The following is a 16,264-nucleotide window of genomic DNA, read 5'->3' on the forward strand; positions in this document are numbered from 1 at the left end:
TCGCGAGTTCGCCCCGTGACTCAGCCGCTGCAGGCACACTTCCAACCCTCCCCACGGTGATATTCATGGACTACCGCTACTTGGGCCACAGCGCCCTGAAGGTCTCCCCCTTGTGCCTGGGTACCATGATGTTCGGCGGCGCGACCGACGAACCGACCGCCCAGCGCATCATTGCCCACGCCCATGCCCAGGGTGTCAACTTCATCGACACCGCCGACGTTTACACCGGCGGTGCCGCCGAGTGTATCGTCGGCCGGGGCATCGCCTCCCAGCGCGACGACTGGGTGCTGGCCAGCAAGTTCGGCTCACCCGTCGATACTGCCCCGAACCGCCAGGGTCAGTCGCGCAAATGGATCAACCAAGTCGTCGAAGCGAGCCTCAAGCGCCTCGGCACCGACTACCTCGACATCCTTTACTTCCACCGTGCCGTTCCCGGTGTGACCTTGGAAGAAGGCGTGCGCGCCGTCGGCGACCTGATCCGCCAGGGGAAGGTACGTTATTTCGGGGTGTCAAACTTCCGCAGTTGGTACATTGCCGAAGTGGTGCGTCTGGCCGACGATATGGGCCTGGACCGGCCGGTGGCCAGCCAGCCGCTGTATAACCTGGTCAACCGCAGCGTTGAGGTCGAGCATTTGCCTGCCGCCCATCACTACGGTTTGGGTGTTGTGCCTTACAGCCCGCTGGCGCGGGGTGTTCTGACCGGCAAGTACGCTCCAGACGGCCCGCCACCGTCGGACAGCCGGGCAGGGCGCGGCGACCAGCGCATCCGCCAAACCGAATGGCGGCGCGAATCCCTGCACATTGCCCAATCGGTCGCCGCCCACGCCGCCTCGCGCGGCACCAGCAGCGCTGCCTTTGCTCTGGCCTGGGTCCTCAACAACCGCTGCGTGAGCTCGGTCATCGCCGGGCCTCGCACCGAGGCGCAGTGGTACGGTTACCTAGAAGCATTGCAGGTGCGTATCGAGGAGCAGGACGAGTGCTTCGTCGACAGCCTGGTACCGCCCGGGCATTGCTCCACGCCGCACTACACTGACCCTAGCTACCCGGTCGAGGGGCGTTTCAGTTCTCCCTTGCCTCGGCGGTAATGTCCCGCCGATCGTAAGCTTCACTTGGATGGCGAGCAGACCAACTTGCTGGCGCTCAATGCCGATATTGACGCTACCCGGCCAGGCCACCGAGGCCGGGGTATGAGGCGAAGTAGGGCAGCAAACAGGCGATTGGCCAGCGGGCTGTGGTGGTAACGTTCAACCCTGCAGCGTTGCCATTGAAAGGTCAGAAAGCGTGCTCGCCAAAGTATCCATGTCTTCTCCACAGCGGATACCCATTCAAATACCCTTTCCGCACAAATCATTTGCCAGTCGGGTGGTTTTCAGCGCGCCCCCGAAAGGCCAGCATGACCTCGTCGGTCCTTCCAGATGCAAAGGGGAACGGGCCATGTTCTGACTCTGTTCGGTCCATTGTACTGGTCTTCAACCTCTGGGTGGCTCAGGTTTTTAGACTGGTCGCGGGTCGCAACACCTTAGACTGAGGTTCATATGCCCGCTGCTTTCGCCATGCTCATCGGTGCACAACTGCTGGGGGAAATTGCCCGGCGCCTGTTCCATCTGCCGTTACCTGGGCCAGTGATTGGTATGTTCCTGCTCGCAGTGGCACTGGTCACTTTTGCCAACCATTGGATTGTCCCAAGTGATGGGGCACCGGCGCCGTTGACGCAAGTGGCGCAGTCGCTGATCGGTAACATGGGATTGCTGTTTGTACCGGCTGGCGTAGGTATTGTGGCCGAGTTGGGTGTACTCGAGCGAGACTGGATACCGATTGCGGTCGGCCTTCTAGTTTCTACACTGCTTGGCCTGGTGGTCACTGGCTTGGTGATGCATCACCTGACGCGTCTGGCTGAACGGCGTCAAGCATCGGCGAGTGAAGAGGATCGGGCATGATTAGTTCATTGCTTGCGTTATGGACACCATTGGCAGTCTCTCCTCTGTTATGGCTGTCGCTGTCGTTGTTAGCCTTCGTGGTCGGTCAACAGGTGCAACGTCGATGTGCAGGGGCCGCCTGGGCGAATCCCGTGTTGATAGCCATCGTATTGATGGTCGTGGTACTGCAAGCGACCGGGACCGGTTACGACACCTACTATTCTGGTGCGCAATTCATCAATTTCCTCTTGGGACCAGCAACTGTCGCACTTGCGGTACCACTCGCACTTAACCTCAGCCATGTGAGGCGCAGCTTGAGTGGGGTAGGGTTGGCCCTCCTGGCCGGTTCGCTCACCACGACGCTCAGCGGTGTTGTGCTGGTCTGGTTACTGGGAGGGGATCGGAGTGTGGCGCTTTCTATGGCACCCAAATCGGTCACTACGCCAATCGCCATGGCATTGTCGGAGGAGGTTGGTGGAGTCCCCGCACTGACCGCCAGCCTGGCCATTGCCGGGGGAATCGTAGCCGCAGTCTTGGGGCGGAGTGTGTTGGGTTGGCTACGTGTCGACGACTGGCGTGCCCATGGGCTGGCTGCTGGGGTCGCCGGCAGTGGGGTAGCCGCCGCGCAGATTGCTCCGCTCAGTGGGTTGGGGGCTGCGTTCGCGGCGGTCGGCATTGGCCTTAATGGACTGTTGACCGCAGTGATCGTCCCCCTGATCAGTTCCCTGTGGCCTGCCTGAGTGTTGCTTTACCCCTATACGGGGTAATGCGCCGGGTATGGCAGGCGGGCAACGCCTGACTCGACTGCAGCCTTGGCAACTGCGCTCGAAATCGCTACCAGCAAGCGGGCATCCATCGGTTTGGGCAAGATGTAATCCCGGCCAAATGCCAGACTGTCCAGTTGATAGGCCTGCAGTACGTCACTTGGGACCGGGGTTTTGGCCAACTGTCGCAGTGCCTCTACCGCCGCAATTTTCATCGCTTCATTGATATGTCGAGCCCTCACATCCAGGGCACCACGGAAGATGAATGGGAAGCCCAGCACGTTATTCACTTGGTTGGGGTAGTCAGATCGACCGGTGGCGATGATCAGATCGTCACGCACGGATTTGGCCAACTCAGGGCTAATCTCTGGGTCAGGGTTGGAGCAGGCAAACAGGATTGGCCTCGCTGCCATATTGCCGAGTGCCTCAGGGGTCAACAGGTTCGCACCAGAAAGACCCAAGAATACATCGGCGCCTTGCAAGGCCTCGTCCAGGGTGCGTGCTCCTGAGTCATTGGCGAATGCCAACTTGTGCGGATCGAGACCTTCACGACCAGAGTGGATCACGCCTTGACGGTCCAGCATATACAGCTTGTCGCGACGGGCGCCGAGTGCAACCAGCAGGTTCATGCAAGCGGTTGCTGCCGCACCGGCACCAAGACAAACGATGCGAGCGTCCTCTAAGCGCTTGTCCTGGATTTCTAGCGCATTGAGTAGACCGGCCGCAGTCACGATCGCCGTACCATGTTGGTCGTCGTGGAAGACAGGGATGTCGCACAGCTCAATCAATTTCTGCTCAATCTCGAAGCAGTCCGGCGCCTTGATATCTTCAAGGTTGATGCCACCGAACGTGTCGGCTATGCGTGCCACGGTATCGATAAACGTCTCGGGCGTCGTGGCCTTGACCTCGATATCTACCGAATCGATGTCCGCAAAGCGCTTGAAGAGCAGTGCTTTACCCTCCATCACTGGCTTACTGGCCAGCGGGCCGAGGTTGCCGAGGCCGAGGATCGCCGAACCGTTGCTGATAACGGCGACCAAGTTGCCCTTGCTGGTATAGCGGTACGCATCATCTGGGCAGGCAGCGATAGCCCTTACTGGCTCGGCGACGCCTGGGCTGTAAGCCAAGGCAAGATCGTTGGCGGTGTTGGCCGGCTTACTCAGTTCGATACGGATTTTCCCTGGCGTGGGATGTTCATGATAGTCCAGGGCTGCTTGCTTGAAATTGGAGGTCATGGGTTCTCACCGATCATGATTGGGGTGGAAAGGCGCCGGTGAACCCGGCGCCCGGTGGGTATCAGTGCACCAGCATGCCGGTGAACACGTATGCCTGGGACAGGGTGATCAGACCGATGATGGCGGCAAAGATCAGGCTGTGCTTCAAGGTGAAGCGGAACAGATCCGACTCCTTGCCGACGATGCTGGTGGCAGCACATGCCACAGCGATCGACTGCGGCGAGATCATCTTGCCGGTTACGCCGCCACTGGTATTGGCAGCGACCAGCAGGGTGTCGCTGACGCCAATCTGGTGCGCGGTGGTGGCTTGCAGCGAGCCGAACAGGGCATTGGACGAGGTGTCGGAGCCGGTCAGGAATACCCCCAGCCAGCCCAGGAACGGCGAGAAGAACGGGAACGCCGCGCCAGTACCGGCCAGCACCAGCGCCAAGGTGGTAGACATACCGGAATAGTTGGTGACGAAGGCGAAAGCCAGCACCATGCCGATGGACAGGATCGGTAGCTTGAGTTCGACCAGGGTCTCCTTAAAGCTGACCAGTCCGGTCTTCCAGTTGATGCGCAGGACAAACATCGAGACCAGCGCCGACAGTAAGATTGCACTACCACCCGCCGACACCAAGTCGAACTTATACACCGCCGCCATTGGGGTGGGTTGGGCGACGATGGGTGCGGCCTTCATCACCAGTTGGTCCAGGTGCGGAATCTTGAACATCAGCACCAACTGCTCGAGCGCGCCACCTGGGGCGAACATCGCCTTGAATGGTTTGAGCGTCCAGATGGTTACCAGCACAGTGAGGATCAGGAACGGCGACCAAGCCTTGAGGATCTGCCCGAAGCTGTACGGCGACGGCGTACCGCCGCGAGGGCCGGAGAAGCCGCCCATGACCGCCGCACCGCCGGACACGCTGACCACCTCACGATCGGCGGCACGGGTCGGCTGCCAGACCTTGAGGAACAGCGTCAGCGAGACGATACTGACCAGCGCCGAGGTGATGTCCGGCAGTTCCGGGCCGATGTAATTCGAGGTCAGGTACTGGGTGATGGCAAAGCTCGCGCCGGCCACCAGCGCGGCAGGCCAGGTTTCTTTGACGCCGCGCCAACCGTCCATGATCGCTACCAGCCAGAACGGTACGATGACCGAGAGCAGCGGCAGTTGGCGTCCGGCCATGGCGCCAATCTTGAACGCGTCGATGCCAGTCACTTGCCCAGCGACGATAATCGGCACACCCAAAGCACCGAAGGCCACCGGTGCGGTGTTGGCGATCAGGCACAGCCCTGCGGCGTACAGCGGATTGAAACCCAGCCCCACAAGCAAGGCACCGGTGATCGCCACTGGCGCGCCGAAGCCGGCCGCACCTTCGAGGAAAGCCCCGAAGGAGAAGCCGATCAGCAGTACCTGCAGGCGCTGGTCATCGGTGATCGACAGCACCGAGCTGCGAATCACCTCGAACTGACCGCTTTTGACCGTAAGCTTGTAGAGAAATACGGCCGCGACAATGATCCAGGCGATTGGCCACAGACCATAAGCGAAGCCGTAACCGGCAGCGGCAAAGGCCATGTCCAAGGGCATGTCGTAGGCCAGGGTGGCGACTAGGATCGACAACACCAAGGTAATGGTGCCGGCGATATAGCCTTTCATGCGAAAGACGGCGAGAGCAATAAAGAAGAAAATGATCGGGATCAGCGCGACCAAGGCTGACAAGCCCAGGCTGCCGAGGGGAGTGTACATCTGTTCCCAAGTTTGCATGTTAAAAGCCTCTTTTTATTGTTGATAGCTTGTAAGGGTGATGCGGATGTTTCGACGGGGTTAGCTGGTCGAATGTGTATGACGGTGAGCAATGCCTCCTCGCTGGCAAGCCAGATCCTGTCGGCACTGGATGCTGCGAAAACGTTATTTGGGATCTCCCACAGACGCGGTGCAGTCATGTGGGAGTGAGCTCATCAGCGACGGGCAGGTACGGGTTCAGCGAGCCTGTTTGAAGCGTAACCGCCAGGCATGGAGCAGCGGCTCTGTGTAGCCACTTGGCTGCTCACGTCCCTTGAACACCAGGTCACAGGCGGCGCGGAAGGCATGGCTGCTTTCAAAGTCCGGCGCCATCGGGCGGTAGGCTTGGTCCCCAGCATTCTGCCCATCGACCACCTGAGCCATGCGCTCCAGCGCTGCACGGACTTGGCCAGTGCTAACCACACGATGGTGCAGCCAGTTCGCAATATGCTGGGCGGAGATACGCAGGGTGGCGCGGTCTTCCATCAAACCTACGTCGTGGATATCGAGCACTTTGGAACAACCAACGCCCTGTTCGATCCAGCGCACTACATAGCCAAGGATGCTCTGGCAGTTGTTATCCAGTTCTGCCTGGATCTCGGCCGGGCTCCAGTTGCGATCGACACTGACCGGCACACTGAGCAGGCCTTGCAGCAACTCGGCGCGCTGGCTGTCCAGGTCGATGCGTTCCAACTCTTGTTGCACTTGACGCACGTCTACTTGGTGGTAATGCAGCGCATGCAGCGTCGCGGCGGTAGGCGAAGGTACCCACGCAGTGTTGGCGCCGGCCTTGGGGTGAGCAATTTTCTGTTCAAGCATGGCTGCCATCAGGTCCGGCATGGCCCACATGCCCTTGCCGATTTGCGCCCGTCCACGCAGGCCACAGTCCAGCCCCACCAGTACGTTGTTGCGCTCATAGGACTGGATCCAGGGAGTCGACTTCATGTCGCCCTTGCGCAGCATGGCGCCGGCTTCCATGGTCGAGTGCATCTCGTCGCCCGTACGGTCGAGGAACCCGGTATTGATGAACACCACTCGGTTGGCGGCTTCGGCGATGCACGCCTTGAGGTTGATGCTGGTGCGGCGCTCCTCGTCCATGATGCCCATCTTCAAGGTATGAGGGGCCAGGCCAAGAAGATCCTCAACTCGACCAAACAGCCTGTTGGCAAATGCTACCTCAGCAGGGCCGTGCATCTTGGGCTTCACGATATAGACGCTGCCGCTACGCGAGTTGCCGCGGCGGCGCAGGTCGTGAACGGCTGCAAGGCTAGTGATTACGGCATCGAGAATTCCTTCGGGAATCTCCTGCCCTTCCTGATCGAGGATGGTTGGGGTGCTCATCAGATGACCAACGTTGCGCACGAACAGCAGCGAGCGCCCCGGCAGGGTTACTGGTTTACCGTCGCGGCCCTGGTAGGTGCGGTCAGGGTTCAGGGTACGCGTGAATGCCTTCCCGTTCTTGCTCACGGTTTCAGTCAGGTCGCCCTTCATCAGGCCCAGCCAGTTACGGTAGACAGCCACCTTGTCATCGGCATCGACCGCGGCCACTGAATCTTCGCAGTCCATGATGGTGGTCAAGGCCGACTCCAGCACCAGGTCCTTGACGCCAGCGGCATCGGTGCTGCCGACTGGGCTGGTCGGGTCGATCTGGATCTCCACGTGCAAGTCACGATGCACGAGCAGTACGACGGTCGGTGACAATGCTTCGCCCTGGTGACCAACGAATTGATCCGATTGGGCCAAACCGATCGCTTCACCGCTATGCAGCGATACCCGCAATTGACCATCCACTACCTGGTAGGCGCTGGCATCGACGTGAGAACCGCCCTGCAGGGGGAAGGCCTGGTCGAGGAAGGCGCGGGCGAACGCAATGACTCGAGCGCCACGCACCGGATTGTATCCAGGCCCCTTGCTGGCGCCGCCGTCTTCGGCGATGGCGTCGGTGCCATACAGGGCATCGTACAACGAGCCCCAACGGGCATTAGCGGCGTTGAGCGCATAGCGTGCGTTCATCACCGGCACCACCAACTGCGGGCCGGCCTGCACTGCTACCTCACGGTCGACATGGTCCGTGCCGACCTTAACCTTTTCAGGTTGTGGCAGCAGATAACCGATGCAGCCAAGGAAGCGCTGATAGGCCTCCATGTCCGTTACCGGCCCGGGGTGGGCGCGGTGCCAGGTATCCAATTCGCCCTGCAAGTGAACACGCTCGGCCAGCAAAGCGCGGTTGCGCGGCGCCAGATCGTGCACCAGGGCATCGAGCCCCCTCCAGAAATGATCCGACGTAATCTCGGTGCCGGGGAGCACCTCATCCTCGATGAAGTGCTTGAAGTTCTCAGCCACCTGCAAACGCTGGCATGGCACGCGCTCGGTCATTCTCGTCTCTCCTATCGCTTGGTTCATCTGTTCTTGAAGCCGCGCTCAGAGCGCAGCGATCCCGGCTGCAGCCACTTGGGCATCCTGTTCGGCCTTCACTCCGGAAACGCCCACGGCAGCAACCACTTGCCCGTCCACCCGCAGCGGAAGGCCCCCTTCGAGCGATGTCAGCAGCGGTGCGCTGACAAACGCGGTGCGCCCGCCGTTGACCATTTCCTCGTAACCCTTGGTGTCGCGTCGGCCGAGCGCTGCGCTGCGAGCCTTTTCGGTGGCGATGTAAGCAGCGATGGGGGCGCAACCATCGAGGCGCTCGAGGGCCAGCGGGTGGCCGCCGTCATCGACTACGGCGATACACACCGCCCACTGGTTACGCTGCGCCTCTTCGCGTGCGGCAGCGAGGATGCGGGCGACTTCGGCTTGTTCGAGCACAGCTTTGCGTTGCATGGTGTTCTCCTGGCTAGTGCTTCTTGCATACTGCTATGCGTTGCATGGCACTAGGTTTTCTGTGGCTATCAGTCTGGATGAGGCTTGTTAGCGGCAGAACACTTGGAAAGCGTTTTCTGCCGATACAAAAGGTATCGAATGGCACTTCGGGAACTCCCACGGACGGAACGTAGCGCCGTGGGAGATCATCGGAGTCACCTAAACGAGTGCTTCTTCCACCAGTTCAATCCAATGGCGCACAGGTGTGCGTCCAGCGCCGTCGAGGTGGGTCTGGCAGCCGATGTTGGCGGTGACGATAACTTCCGGATTGCCGCTTTCCAGGGCGTTGAGCTTGTTGTCGCGCAGTTGAAATGACAGTTCCGGCTGAGTCAGCGAATAGGTGCCTGCCGAACCGCAACACAGGTGACTGTCAGGCACGGCGGTTAGGCTGAAGCCCAGTCGCTCAAGCACACCTTCAACAGCGCCACCGAGCTTTTGTGCATGTTGCAGAGTGCAGGGGCAGTGGAAGGCCAAGCGACGATCGCCGTGGATACCCAGCCGTTCCAATGGCTCGTCGCGCAACACCTCGACCAAGTCACGAGCCAGAGTACTGACCCGCGCGGCCTTTTCGGCGTATGCAGGGTCGTCTTCGAGCAGATGGCCGTAGTCGCGCACAAAAGCGCCGCAGCCACTGGCCGTCTGTACGATGGCTTCGGCACCTGCCTCGATAGCTGGCCACCAGGCATCGATATTGCGCCGGGCGCGTTCCAAGCCCTTTTCTTGAGCATTGAGGTGGTAGTCCACTGCACCACAGCAACCGGCTTCGCGGGCCGCAGTCACAGAAATGCCCAAGCGGTCAAGCACACGTGCTGCCGCCGCATTTGTGTTGGGCGAGAGGGCAGGTTGCACGCAGCCTTCGAGCATTAGCACACGACGTGCATGCAACAGTTGAGGACGAGGCTTAGCCGGGTGCGGATGGCGCGGTAGCTTGGCTTGTAGGGTTTGCGGCAGCAACGGACGGAAGGCTTTGGCGGTGCTGGTCAAGGCCCTGAACAGTGCAGGACGCGGTACCACTGCACGCAGGCCCTCACGCAGTAGCCGCTGGCCCAGCGGGCGAGGCACCTGTTGCTCAACCACGGCGCGGCCGATGTCGAGCAGGTTGTGGTACTGAACTCCGGACGGACAGGTGGTTTCACAGTTGCGGCAGGTCAGGCAGCGGTCCAGGTGAGCTTGGGTCTTGGCCGTGACCGGCTGGCCTTCGAGCACCTGCTTGATCAGGTAAATGCGTCCGCGTGGACTATCCAACTCATCGCCCAGCAGTTGGTAGGTGGGGCAGGTGGCCGTGCAGAACCCGCAATGCACGCAGGAGCGCAGAATACGTTCGGCTTCCTCTGCACGGGGAAGACTTTTGGCTTGTTCGCTCAGATTAGTTTGCATGGTGCACTCTCAGACTTCGGCGTACAGGCGGCCCGGGTTGAAGATGCCCTGGGGATCGAGTTGCAACTTGAGATTGCGGTGGTAGCGCAGCAGCGGTGCCACCAGCGGATGGAACGACGCCGGATCTGATTCATAAAGAGTCGCATGACCGCCGATGCGGGCTACCGCCTGGCGAATCAGTTCTGCGGGGACGTCGGACTTCAACCAGCGCTGTGCGCCCCCCCAGTCCAGCAACTGCCTGCCTGGCAATTCGATCGGCGCGCTGTTGTGTGGCAGCGAAAGGCGCCACAGCGGTTGAGGGGCCTCGAAAAAGCCCAGGCGTTGCTCACGCAGGTCAGTCCAATAACTACCATCGAGGTCCTCACCTCCCAGACGCTCGACCGCGGAGGCCACCGAGCCTTCGCCGCCTTCCAGGCGCAGGTGCAGGGCATGCCCGTCGTAGGAGGCTGCACTGATCGGTATCGGTTGCTGGCCCCATTCGGCCAGCTCGCCCAAGGCCTGGTGCAGGTCCATTTCCAAGCGCAGGCTCTGGCACTTGCGCGGCTTGGGTAGCACCTTCAGCGACACTTCGGTCAACACCCCCAGGCACCCGAAACTACCCGCCATCAGCCGCGAGAGATCGTAGCCAGCGACGTTCTTCATTACTTCACCACCGAAGCGCAGCAGTTTGCCGTGACCGGTGATAACGCGGGTGCCCAGTACATAGTCCCGTACCGAGCCGGCCCAAGGGCGGCGTGGGCCGGAAAGTCCGGCGGCGACCATGCCGCCGAGGGTGGCTCCAGGGCCAAAATGCGGTGGCTCGAAAGGCAGCATCTGGCCGGCGGCGTCGAGCGCGGCCTCGATGTCCACCAACGGCGTACCGGCGCGGGCGGTTAGTACCAACTCGGTGGGGTCATAGCTGACAATCCCGCGGTGGCTGCGGGTATCAAGCACCTCGCCCGTGACCGGACGGCCAAGCATATTCTTGCTGTTGCTGCCCTGAATGCGCAGAGGCGTGCGTTCGTTGAGCGCCTGATTGACCTGCTCCAGCAGGGCAGCGCTAGCGTCGTGATCGTGTCGCATCAGAAGCGCTCCAGTTCAGGGAAGGGCAACTTGCCGTGGTGCACGTGCATCGAGCCAAATTCGGCGCAGCGGTGCAGGGTAGGGATATTCTTGCCGGGGTTGAGCAGGCCCTGCGGGTCGAAGGCGTGCTTGACGGCGTGGAACAGGGTCAGCTCATCGCTGTTGAATTGCGCGCACATCTGGTTGATTTTCTCGCGGCCCACACCGTGCTCACCGGTGATGCTGCCACCGACTGCCACGCACAGCTCGAGGATCTTCCCGCCCAACGCCTCGGCACGCTCCAGTTCACCAGGCTGGTTGGCATCGAAGAGAATCAGCGGATGCATATTGCCGTCGCCGGCATGGAATACGTTGGCGACACGCAAACCGTATTGTTCCGAAAGCTCCGTGATGCCATTGAGCACGCCCGGCAACTCACGGCGTGGAATGGTGCCGTCCATGCAGTAATAGTCTGGAGAGATGCGCCCCACCGCCGGGAAGGCGTTCTTGCGTCCGGCCCAGAAGCGCGCGCGCTCGGCTTCATCGCAGGCCAGACGCACGTCGGTCGCGCCCGCAGCCCGAAGCACTGCCTCGACGCATTCGCAGTCCTCCTGCACGTCGGACTCTACGCCGTCAAGCTCGCACAACAGGATGGCAGCAGCGTCCACGGGGTAACCGGCGTGAATGAAGTCCTCCGTGGCGCGGATAGACAGGTTGTCCATCATCTCCAGCCCCCCGGGGATGATGCCGGCGGCGATGATATCGCCAACTGCGCGCCCGGCTTTTTCCACCGAGTCGAAGCTAGCCAGCAAAACGCGTGCGACCTGGGGCTTGGGCAACAGTTTGACAGTCACCTCAGTGACAATGCCCAACATGCCTTCAGAACCAGTAAACAGCGCCAACAGGTCAAACCCTGGGGCGTCTAGCGCATCGCTGCCCAAGGTCATGTACTCGCCTTCGATGGTGAGAATCTCAACCTTGAGCAGGTTGTGTACGGTTAAACCGTACTTCAGACAATGCACGCCACCTGCGTTCTCGGCGACGTTGCCGCCGATTGAGCAAGCGATCTGTGAGGAAGGATCAGGTGCGTAGTACAACCCATGAGGCGCAGCCGCCTGAGAAATCGCCAGGTTACGAACACCGGGCTGAACCCGTGCGTAACGACCTTCGGGATTGACCTCAATGATTCGGTTGAAGCGGGCCATTACCAACAGAATGCCTTGCTCCAGTGGCAGGGCGCCTCCGGATAGACCTGTGCCAGCGCCGCGTGCGACCACCGGGACCTGACGGGCATGACAAATCTTTAAAAGGGCTTGGACGTGCTCGATCCGCTTAGGCAGTACCACCAACAGCGGAACCACACGGTAGGCGGAAAGACCATCACACTCGTAGGGAAGGAGATCTTCTTGGCTGTGGAGGATTTCCAGATCTGGAAGGGACTCTTGTAGCTCAAAAAGCAGGGCAGCCTTGTCGACCCGCGGCAGGGCACCGTCGACTCGCTCATCGTAGAGAATATTCATAAGGCTCACTTGTATTTTTGTTGTTTTTTGGCGTGGCCGGGGCGCCTGGGGGGATCACCCATACGACGCTGGCTCACCAGACCGAAGTCGAGATTAGGCTGCTCGTTCTATCGCGGGGAGTCGATGAGCACGCCAACTGGTAGGACCACTTTTTTGCCGCATGGCTAAAATGAATGTGGTGGTAGAGAGGTTTTTGCGTGAAAATCTTTCTCTAACGAGATAACAATAAGAAGCTGGTCCTACCAGTTGAGAGGTGGCAATGAACACCGTGGTTTCGCAGAAGCATGAAAAAGTACAGATCGCCGATCAAGTGGCCGAACGTATCGAAAAGCTGATCGTCGATGGTGTACTCAAGGTTGGCCAGGCATTGCCTTCTGAGCGACGTCTGGTGGAGAAGCTGGGATGCTCGCGATCAGCATTACGGGAAGGTTTGCGAGTGCTACGTGGCAGAGGCATTGTTGAGACCGAACAAGGGCGGGGTTCATTCGTTGCAGATTTGAGTAGGACAGGTAATGCGACCCCTTTGATGCACCTTTTTAGCTCACAACCGCGGACGCTGTTCGACCTGCTGGAAGTGCGAGCACTTCTTGAAGCAGAGTCGGCCAGACTGGCCGCACTACGTGCGACTGATATTGATCGGGTGCTGATCAAACGTCGCTACGACGAGATGGTAGACGCCCATGAGAATCCAGAATCCCATGACCCACGTGAGCACGCCCGGCGCGACCATGCCTTCCACAGAGCGATTAGTGAGGCTTCGCATAACCCGGTCTTAGTGCACACCTTGCAGTCACTCAGCGATTTGACGCTCAGCACGGTGTTTGCTTCCGTCAATAATCTCTACTGTCGGCCAGCGCAGAAACGGCAGATCGATCGCCAGCACTCTCGGCTCTACCATGCGGTGATGGAGCAGTTACCCGAACAGGCCCAACGAGCTGCTCGAGAACACATCACTAGCGTCCGTGACAACCTGCAAGAGATTGAGCAAGAAGAACAACGCCTGGTTCGAGCGACTATGCGCCTGGAAGGTTGGAAATAAAAACAGGCGCTTGTAAGCGCCTGTGCTCGGGACTATGGCCTGAGGGTCCTAGCTCATGGGAATTTGTTCTATGCGTAACGTGTTGGTGCTGCCAAGGCGTCCAAACGGCATACCGGCGGTTATGACAACCGTGTCGCCGGGCTTGGCCATTTCCAGCAATTGCACTTGAGAGAGTGCTGTACTCGTAACATCCTCGACCTTCCGCAACCGTTGATTGACGACCGAATAGACGCCCCAGGCGACGCTCAGACGTCGACCTGTGTTCAGATTTGGTGTCAGGTTGAGGATAGGAGCTCTCGGGCGCTCACGGGCGGCACGCAGGGTCGACGCCCCTGATTCGCTATAATTCACCAGCACCGCCACCGGCAGAATGCCGCTGATCCGGCGGATCGCACAACTGATCGCATCCGAGACAGTGGCCTCGGCCTGAGGCCGTCCAACGTCTAACTGCACCTGGTAATCCGGGCCCGCTTCAACCTGGCGGATGATCTTACTCATCATCTGCACCGCTTCCAGTGGGTAGTCACCCGAGGCAGTCTCGGCCGACAACATCACCGCGTCCGCACCTTCGGCCACGGCGTTGGCTACGTCCGTGACCTCAGCGCGGGTCGGGGCAGGGGAGAATCGCATGGACTCGAGCATCTGGGTCGCAACGACCACCGGGCGGCCCAACTGGCGGCAGATGGTGATGATGCTCTTCTGGATCTGCGGCACGCTTTCGGCCGGCACTTCCACACCTAGGTCACCACGGGCGACCATGATCGCGTCGCTCAGTTCGGCGATCTCGCGCAGTTGGGTAACGGCCGACGGTTTCTCGATCTTGGCCATGAGGAAGGCACGGTCGCCGATCAGTTGGCGCGCCTCGACGATGTCCTGCGGGCGCTGCACGAACGACAGCGCCACCCAGTCCACGCCCAGTTCCAGGCCGAAGGTCAGGTCGCGGCGGTCTTTCTCGGTGAGCGGAGAGAGGTCGAGCACCGCCTGCGGCACGTTCACGCCCTTGCGGTCGGACAGCTCGCCACCATTGAGCACCTCGGTGTCGATAGCATCAGCGTGCTTGGCGGTCACCCGCAGGCGCAACTTGCCATCGTCCAGTAGCAGATCCATGCCCAGCTCCAGGGCGGCGATGATCTCAGGGTGCGGCAGATTAACTCGACGCTCATCGCCCGGCGTGCCATCCAAGTCCAGGCGTAGAGACTGGCCACGTTGCAGATGGACCTTGCCTTCGGCAAAGCGGCCAACGCGCAGTTTCGGACCTTGCAGGTCCATGAGGATGCCCAGTGGGTAGTTCAGTTGGCTTTCCACTTCGCGGATCCACTTGAAACGCATCGCATGGTCGGCGTGCTCGCCGTGGCTGAAGTTGAGGCGGAAGATGTTCACCCCGGCCTCGACCAACTGGCGTACGTCGTCGATGCCCTTGATCGCAGGGCCCAGGGTGGCAAGGATCTTTACTTTTTTATCAGGCGTCATGTTGGGCAGTCTCGAGGATCAGGATGGCGCGGAAATCGTTGACGTTGGTGCGGGTCGGCTCGGTGACGATCAGCGCATCCAGCGCGGCGAAGTAGCCGTAGCCGTTGTTGTTGTCCAGCTCGTCGGCGGCCGACAGGCCCAGGGCCTGGGCGCGGGCGTAGCTGTCGGGGGTCATGATCGCCCCGGCGTTCTCTTCCGAACCGTCGATGCCGTCGGTGTCACCGGCCAGGGCGTAGACGCCCGGCAGGCCCTTGAGGCTTTCGGTCAGGCTCAGCAGGAACTCGGCGTTGCGCCCGCCACGGCCGTTGCCGCGCACGGTCACGGTGGTCTCGCCGCCGGAAAGGATCACGCAGGGCGCGGCCAGCGGCTGGCCATGCAGGCGGATCTGCCGGGCGATGCCGGCGTGCACCTTGGCCACTTCACGCGACTCGCCTTCCAGGTCGCCAAGGATCAACGGGCTGAAGCCGTGCTTGCGGGCGATCACGGCGGCGGCGTCCAGCGACTGCTGGGGCTTGGCGATCAACTGGAAGTGGCTGCGGGCCAGGGCCGGGTCGTTTTCCTTGACGGTTTCCGAAGCCGGGTTGTTCAGCCAGTCGATCACCGCTTTTGGTGCGGCGATGTTGTAGCGCTTGATGATCGCCAGGGCTTCGGCGCTGGTGCTCGGGTCGGCCACGGTGGGGCCGGAGGCGATGACCGTGGCGAGGTCGCCCGGTACATCGGAAATCGCATAGGTGTAGACCGTGGCCGGCCAGCAGGCCTTGGCCAGGCGGCCGCCCTTGATCGCCGAGAGGTGCTTGCGCACGCAGTTCATCTCGCCGATGGTGGCGCCGGACTTGAGCAGCGCCTTGTTGATCTGCTGCTTGTCGGCCAGGGTCAGGCCTTCGGCGGGCAGGGCCAGCAGGGCAGAGCCACCGCCGGAAAGCAGGAAGATGACACGGTCGTCTTCGGTGAGGTTGCTGACCATCTCCAGCACGCGCTTGGCAACGGCCAGGCCCGCGGCGTCCGGTACCGGGTGGGCGGCTTCGACCACCTCGATCTTCGAGCAGTTGGCGCCGTGGCCGTAGCGGGTGACCACCAGGCCCGAGACGTCGCCTTGCCAACTGCGCTCGACCACTTCGGCCATGGCTGCGGCGGCTTTGCCAGCGCCGATGACGATGACGCGGCCGGTGCGGTCGCTGGGCAGATGGGCTTCGAGCACCTGGCGGGGATGCGCGGCGTTGATGGCTGTATCGAACAGCTTGCGAAGGATTTTTTGCGGATCGACCGACATGGCAGGCT

The 16,264-nt window shown here is 61.0% G+C and carries 13 protein-coding genes; 4 read left to right on the top strand and 9 right to left on the bottom strand.

Annotated elements, in window-relative coordinates; translation table 11 throughout:
* Positions 1–65: 65 nt before the first annotated feature.
* From AC1TXO_RS13470 to AC1TXO_RS13480, 3 genes are all read left to right on the top strand, one after another.
* On the top strand, positions 66–1,085 hold the full coding sequence (locus AC1TXO_RS13470; RefSeq protein ID WP_004577325.1) for an aldo/keto reductase: 1,020 nt from the start codon (positions 66–68) through the stop codon (positions 1,083–1,085).
* 450 nt (positions 1,086–1,535) lie between these two features.
* Positions 1,536–1,937, top strand: coding sequence for a CidA/LrgA family protein (locus AC1TXO_RS13475; RefSeq protein ID WP_004577326.1), 402 nt, complete (start codon positions 1,536–1,538; stop codon positions 1,935–1,937).
* Positions 1,934–2,656, top strand: a complete 723-nt coding sequence (locus tag AC1TXO_RS13480; RefSeq protein WP_004577327.1) for an LrgB family protein — start codon at positions 1,934–1,936, stop codon at positions 2,654–2,656. Before AC1TXO_RS13475 ends, AC1TXO_RS13480 begins: the two co-directional genes overlap by 4 nt.
* Positions 2,657–2,670: 14 nt before the next feature.
* Here the strand turns inward: AC1TXO_RS13480 and AC1TXO_RS13485 are convergent, their stop codons facing one another.
* The 7 genes from AC1TXO_RS13485 to glcD all read right to left on the bottom strand — a co-directional run bounded on the left by AC1TXO_RS13485 (position 2,671) and on the right by glcD (position 12,477).
* The gene (locus tag AC1TXO_RS13485) at positions 2,671–3,915 is read right to left on the bottom strand and encodes a malic enzyme-like NAD(P)-binding protein (protein WP_004577328.1); all 1,245 of its coding nucleotides are present in this window, start codon (positions 3,913–3,915) and stop codon (positions 2,671–2,673) included.
* A 61-nt stretch (positions 3,916–3,976) separates the two neighbouring features.
* The gene (locus AC1TXO_RS13490; protein ID WP_004577329.1) at positions 3,977–5,662 is read right to left on the bottom strand and encodes a lactate permease LctP family transporter; all 1,686 of its coding nucleotides are present in this window, start codon (positions 5,660–5,662) and stop codon (positions 3,977–3,979) included.
* Between the two features lie 216 nt (positions 5,663–5,878).
* Positions 5,879–8,056: a malate synthase G gene (locus AC1TXO_RS13495; RefSeq protein WP_004577330.1), complete on the bottom strand. Its 2,178-nt coding sequence runs from the start codon at positions 8,054–8,056 to the stop codon at positions 5,879–5,881.
* A gap of 45 nt (positions 8,057–8,101) precedes the next feature.
* The gene (locus tag AC1TXO_RS13500; RefSeq protein ID WP_004577331.1) at positions 8,102–8,500 is read right to left on the bottom strand and encodes a heme-binding protein; all 399 of its coding nucleotides are present in this window, start codon (positions 8,498–8,500) and stop codon (positions 8,102–8,104) included.
* A 198-nt stretch (positions 8,501–8,698) separates the two neighbouring features.
* A complete protein-coding gene (gene glcF, locus AC1TXO_RS13505) occupies positions 8,699–9,916 on the bottom strand; it encodes a glycolate oxidase subunit GlcF (protein ID WP_004577332.1) in 1,218 nt (405 codons plus the stop codon).
* A 9-nt stretch (positions 9,917–9,925) separates the two neighbouring features.
* On the bottom strand, positions 9,926–10,978 hold the full coding sequence (gene glcE, locus AC1TXO_RS13510) for a glycolate oxidase subunit GlcE (RefSeq protein WP_004577333.1): 1,053 nt from the start codon (positions 10,976–10,978) through the stop codon (positions 9,926–9,928).
* Positions 10,978–12,477: a glycolate oxidase subunit GlcD gene (glcD, locus tag AC1TXO_RS13515; protein ID WP_004577334.1), complete on the bottom strand. Its 1,500-nt coding sequence runs from the start codon at positions 12,475–12,477 to the stop codon at positions 10,978–10,980. The genes glcE and glcD overlap by 1 nt, the downstream gene beginning before the upstream one ends.
* A gap of 259 nt (positions 12,478–12,736) precedes the next feature.
* On the opposite strand from glcD, the gene glcC reads away from it, so the two are divergent.
* Positions 12,737–13,516 carry a transcriptional regulator GlcC gene (glcC, locus tag AC1TXO_RS13520; protein WP_004577335.1) on the top strand — a complete coding sequence of 260 codons (780 nt, stop codon included), beginning with the start codon at positions 12,737–12,739 and terminating at the stop codon, positions 13,514–13,516.
* 48 nt (positions 13,517–13,564) lie between these two features.
* Here the strand turns inward: glcC and pyk are convergent, their stop codons facing one another.
* Positions 13,565–14,986 carry a pyruvate kinase gene (pyk, locus tag AC1TXO_RS13525; protein WP_004577336.1) on the bottom strand — a complete coding sequence of 474 codons (1,422 nt, stop codon included), beginning with the start codon at positions 14,984–14,986 and terminating at the stop codon, positions 13,565–13,567.
* Positions 14,976–16,256, bottom strand: coding sequence for a glycerate kinase type-2 family protein (locus AC1TXO_RS13530; RefSeq protein ID WP_004577337.1), 1,281 nt, complete (start codon positions 16,254–16,256; stop codon positions 14,976–14,978). Before AC1TXO_RS13530 ends, pyk begins: the two co-directional genes overlap by 11 nt.
* Between the last annotated feature and the right edge of the window lie 8 nt (positions 16,257–16,264).

The organism is Pseudomonas sp. FA117, from assembly GCF_057370475.1.

Bases quoted from the DNA above. Each gene is read 5' to 3' on its own strand.
- AC1TXO_RS13470 (WP_004577325.1), top strand. From the start codon at position 66: ATGGACTACCGCTACTTGGGCCACAGCGCCCTGAAGGTCTCCCCCTTG.
- AC1TXO_RS13475 (WP_004577326.1), top strand. From the start codon at position 1,536: ATGCCCGCTGCTTTCGCCATGCTCATCGGTGCACAACTGCTGGGGGAA.
- AC1TXO_RS13480 (WP_004577327.1), top strand. From the start codon at position 1,934: ATGATTAGTTCATTGCTTGCGTTATGGACACCATTGGCAGTCTCTCCT.
- AC1TXO_RS13485 (WP_004577328.1), bottom strand. From the start codon at position 3,915: ATGACCTCCAATTTCAAGCAAGCAGCCCTGGACTATCATGAACATCCC.
- AC1TXO_RS13490 (WP_004577329.1), bottom strand. From the start codon at position 5,662: ATGCAAACTTGGGAACAGATGTACACTCCCCTCGGCAGCCTGGGCTTG.
- AC1TXO_RS13495 (WP_004577330.1), bottom strand. From the start codon at position 8,056: ATGACCGAGCGCGTGCCATGCCAGCGTTTGCAGGTGGCTGAGAACTTC.
- AC1TXO_RS13500 (WP_004577331.1), bottom strand. From the start codon at position 8,500: ATGCAACGCAAAGCTGTGCTCGAACAAGCCGAAGTCGCCCGCATCCTC.
- glcF (WP_004577332.1), bottom strand. From the start codon at position 9,916: ATGCAAACTAATCTGAGCGAACAAGCCAAAAGTCTTCCCCGTGCAGAG.
- glcE (WP_004577333.1), bottom strand. From the start codon at position 10,978: ATGCGACACGATCACGACGCTAGCGCTGCCCTGCTGGAGCAGGTCAAT.
- glcD (WP_004577334.1), bottom strand. From the start codon at position 12,477: ATGAATATTCTCTACGATGAGCGAGTCGACGGTGCCCTGCCGCGGGTC.
- glcC (WP_004577335.1), top strand. From the start codon at position 12,737: ATGAACACCGTGGTTTCGCAGAAGCATGAAAAAGTACAGATCGCCGAT.
- pyk (WP_004577336.1), bottom strand. From the start codon at position 14,986: ATGACGCCTGATAAAAAAGTAAAGATCCTTGCCACCCTGGGCCCTGCG.
- AC1TXO_RS13530 (WP_004577337.1), bottom strand. From the start codon at position 16,256: ATGTCGGTCGATCCGCAAAAAATCCTTCGCAAGCTGTTCGATACAGCC.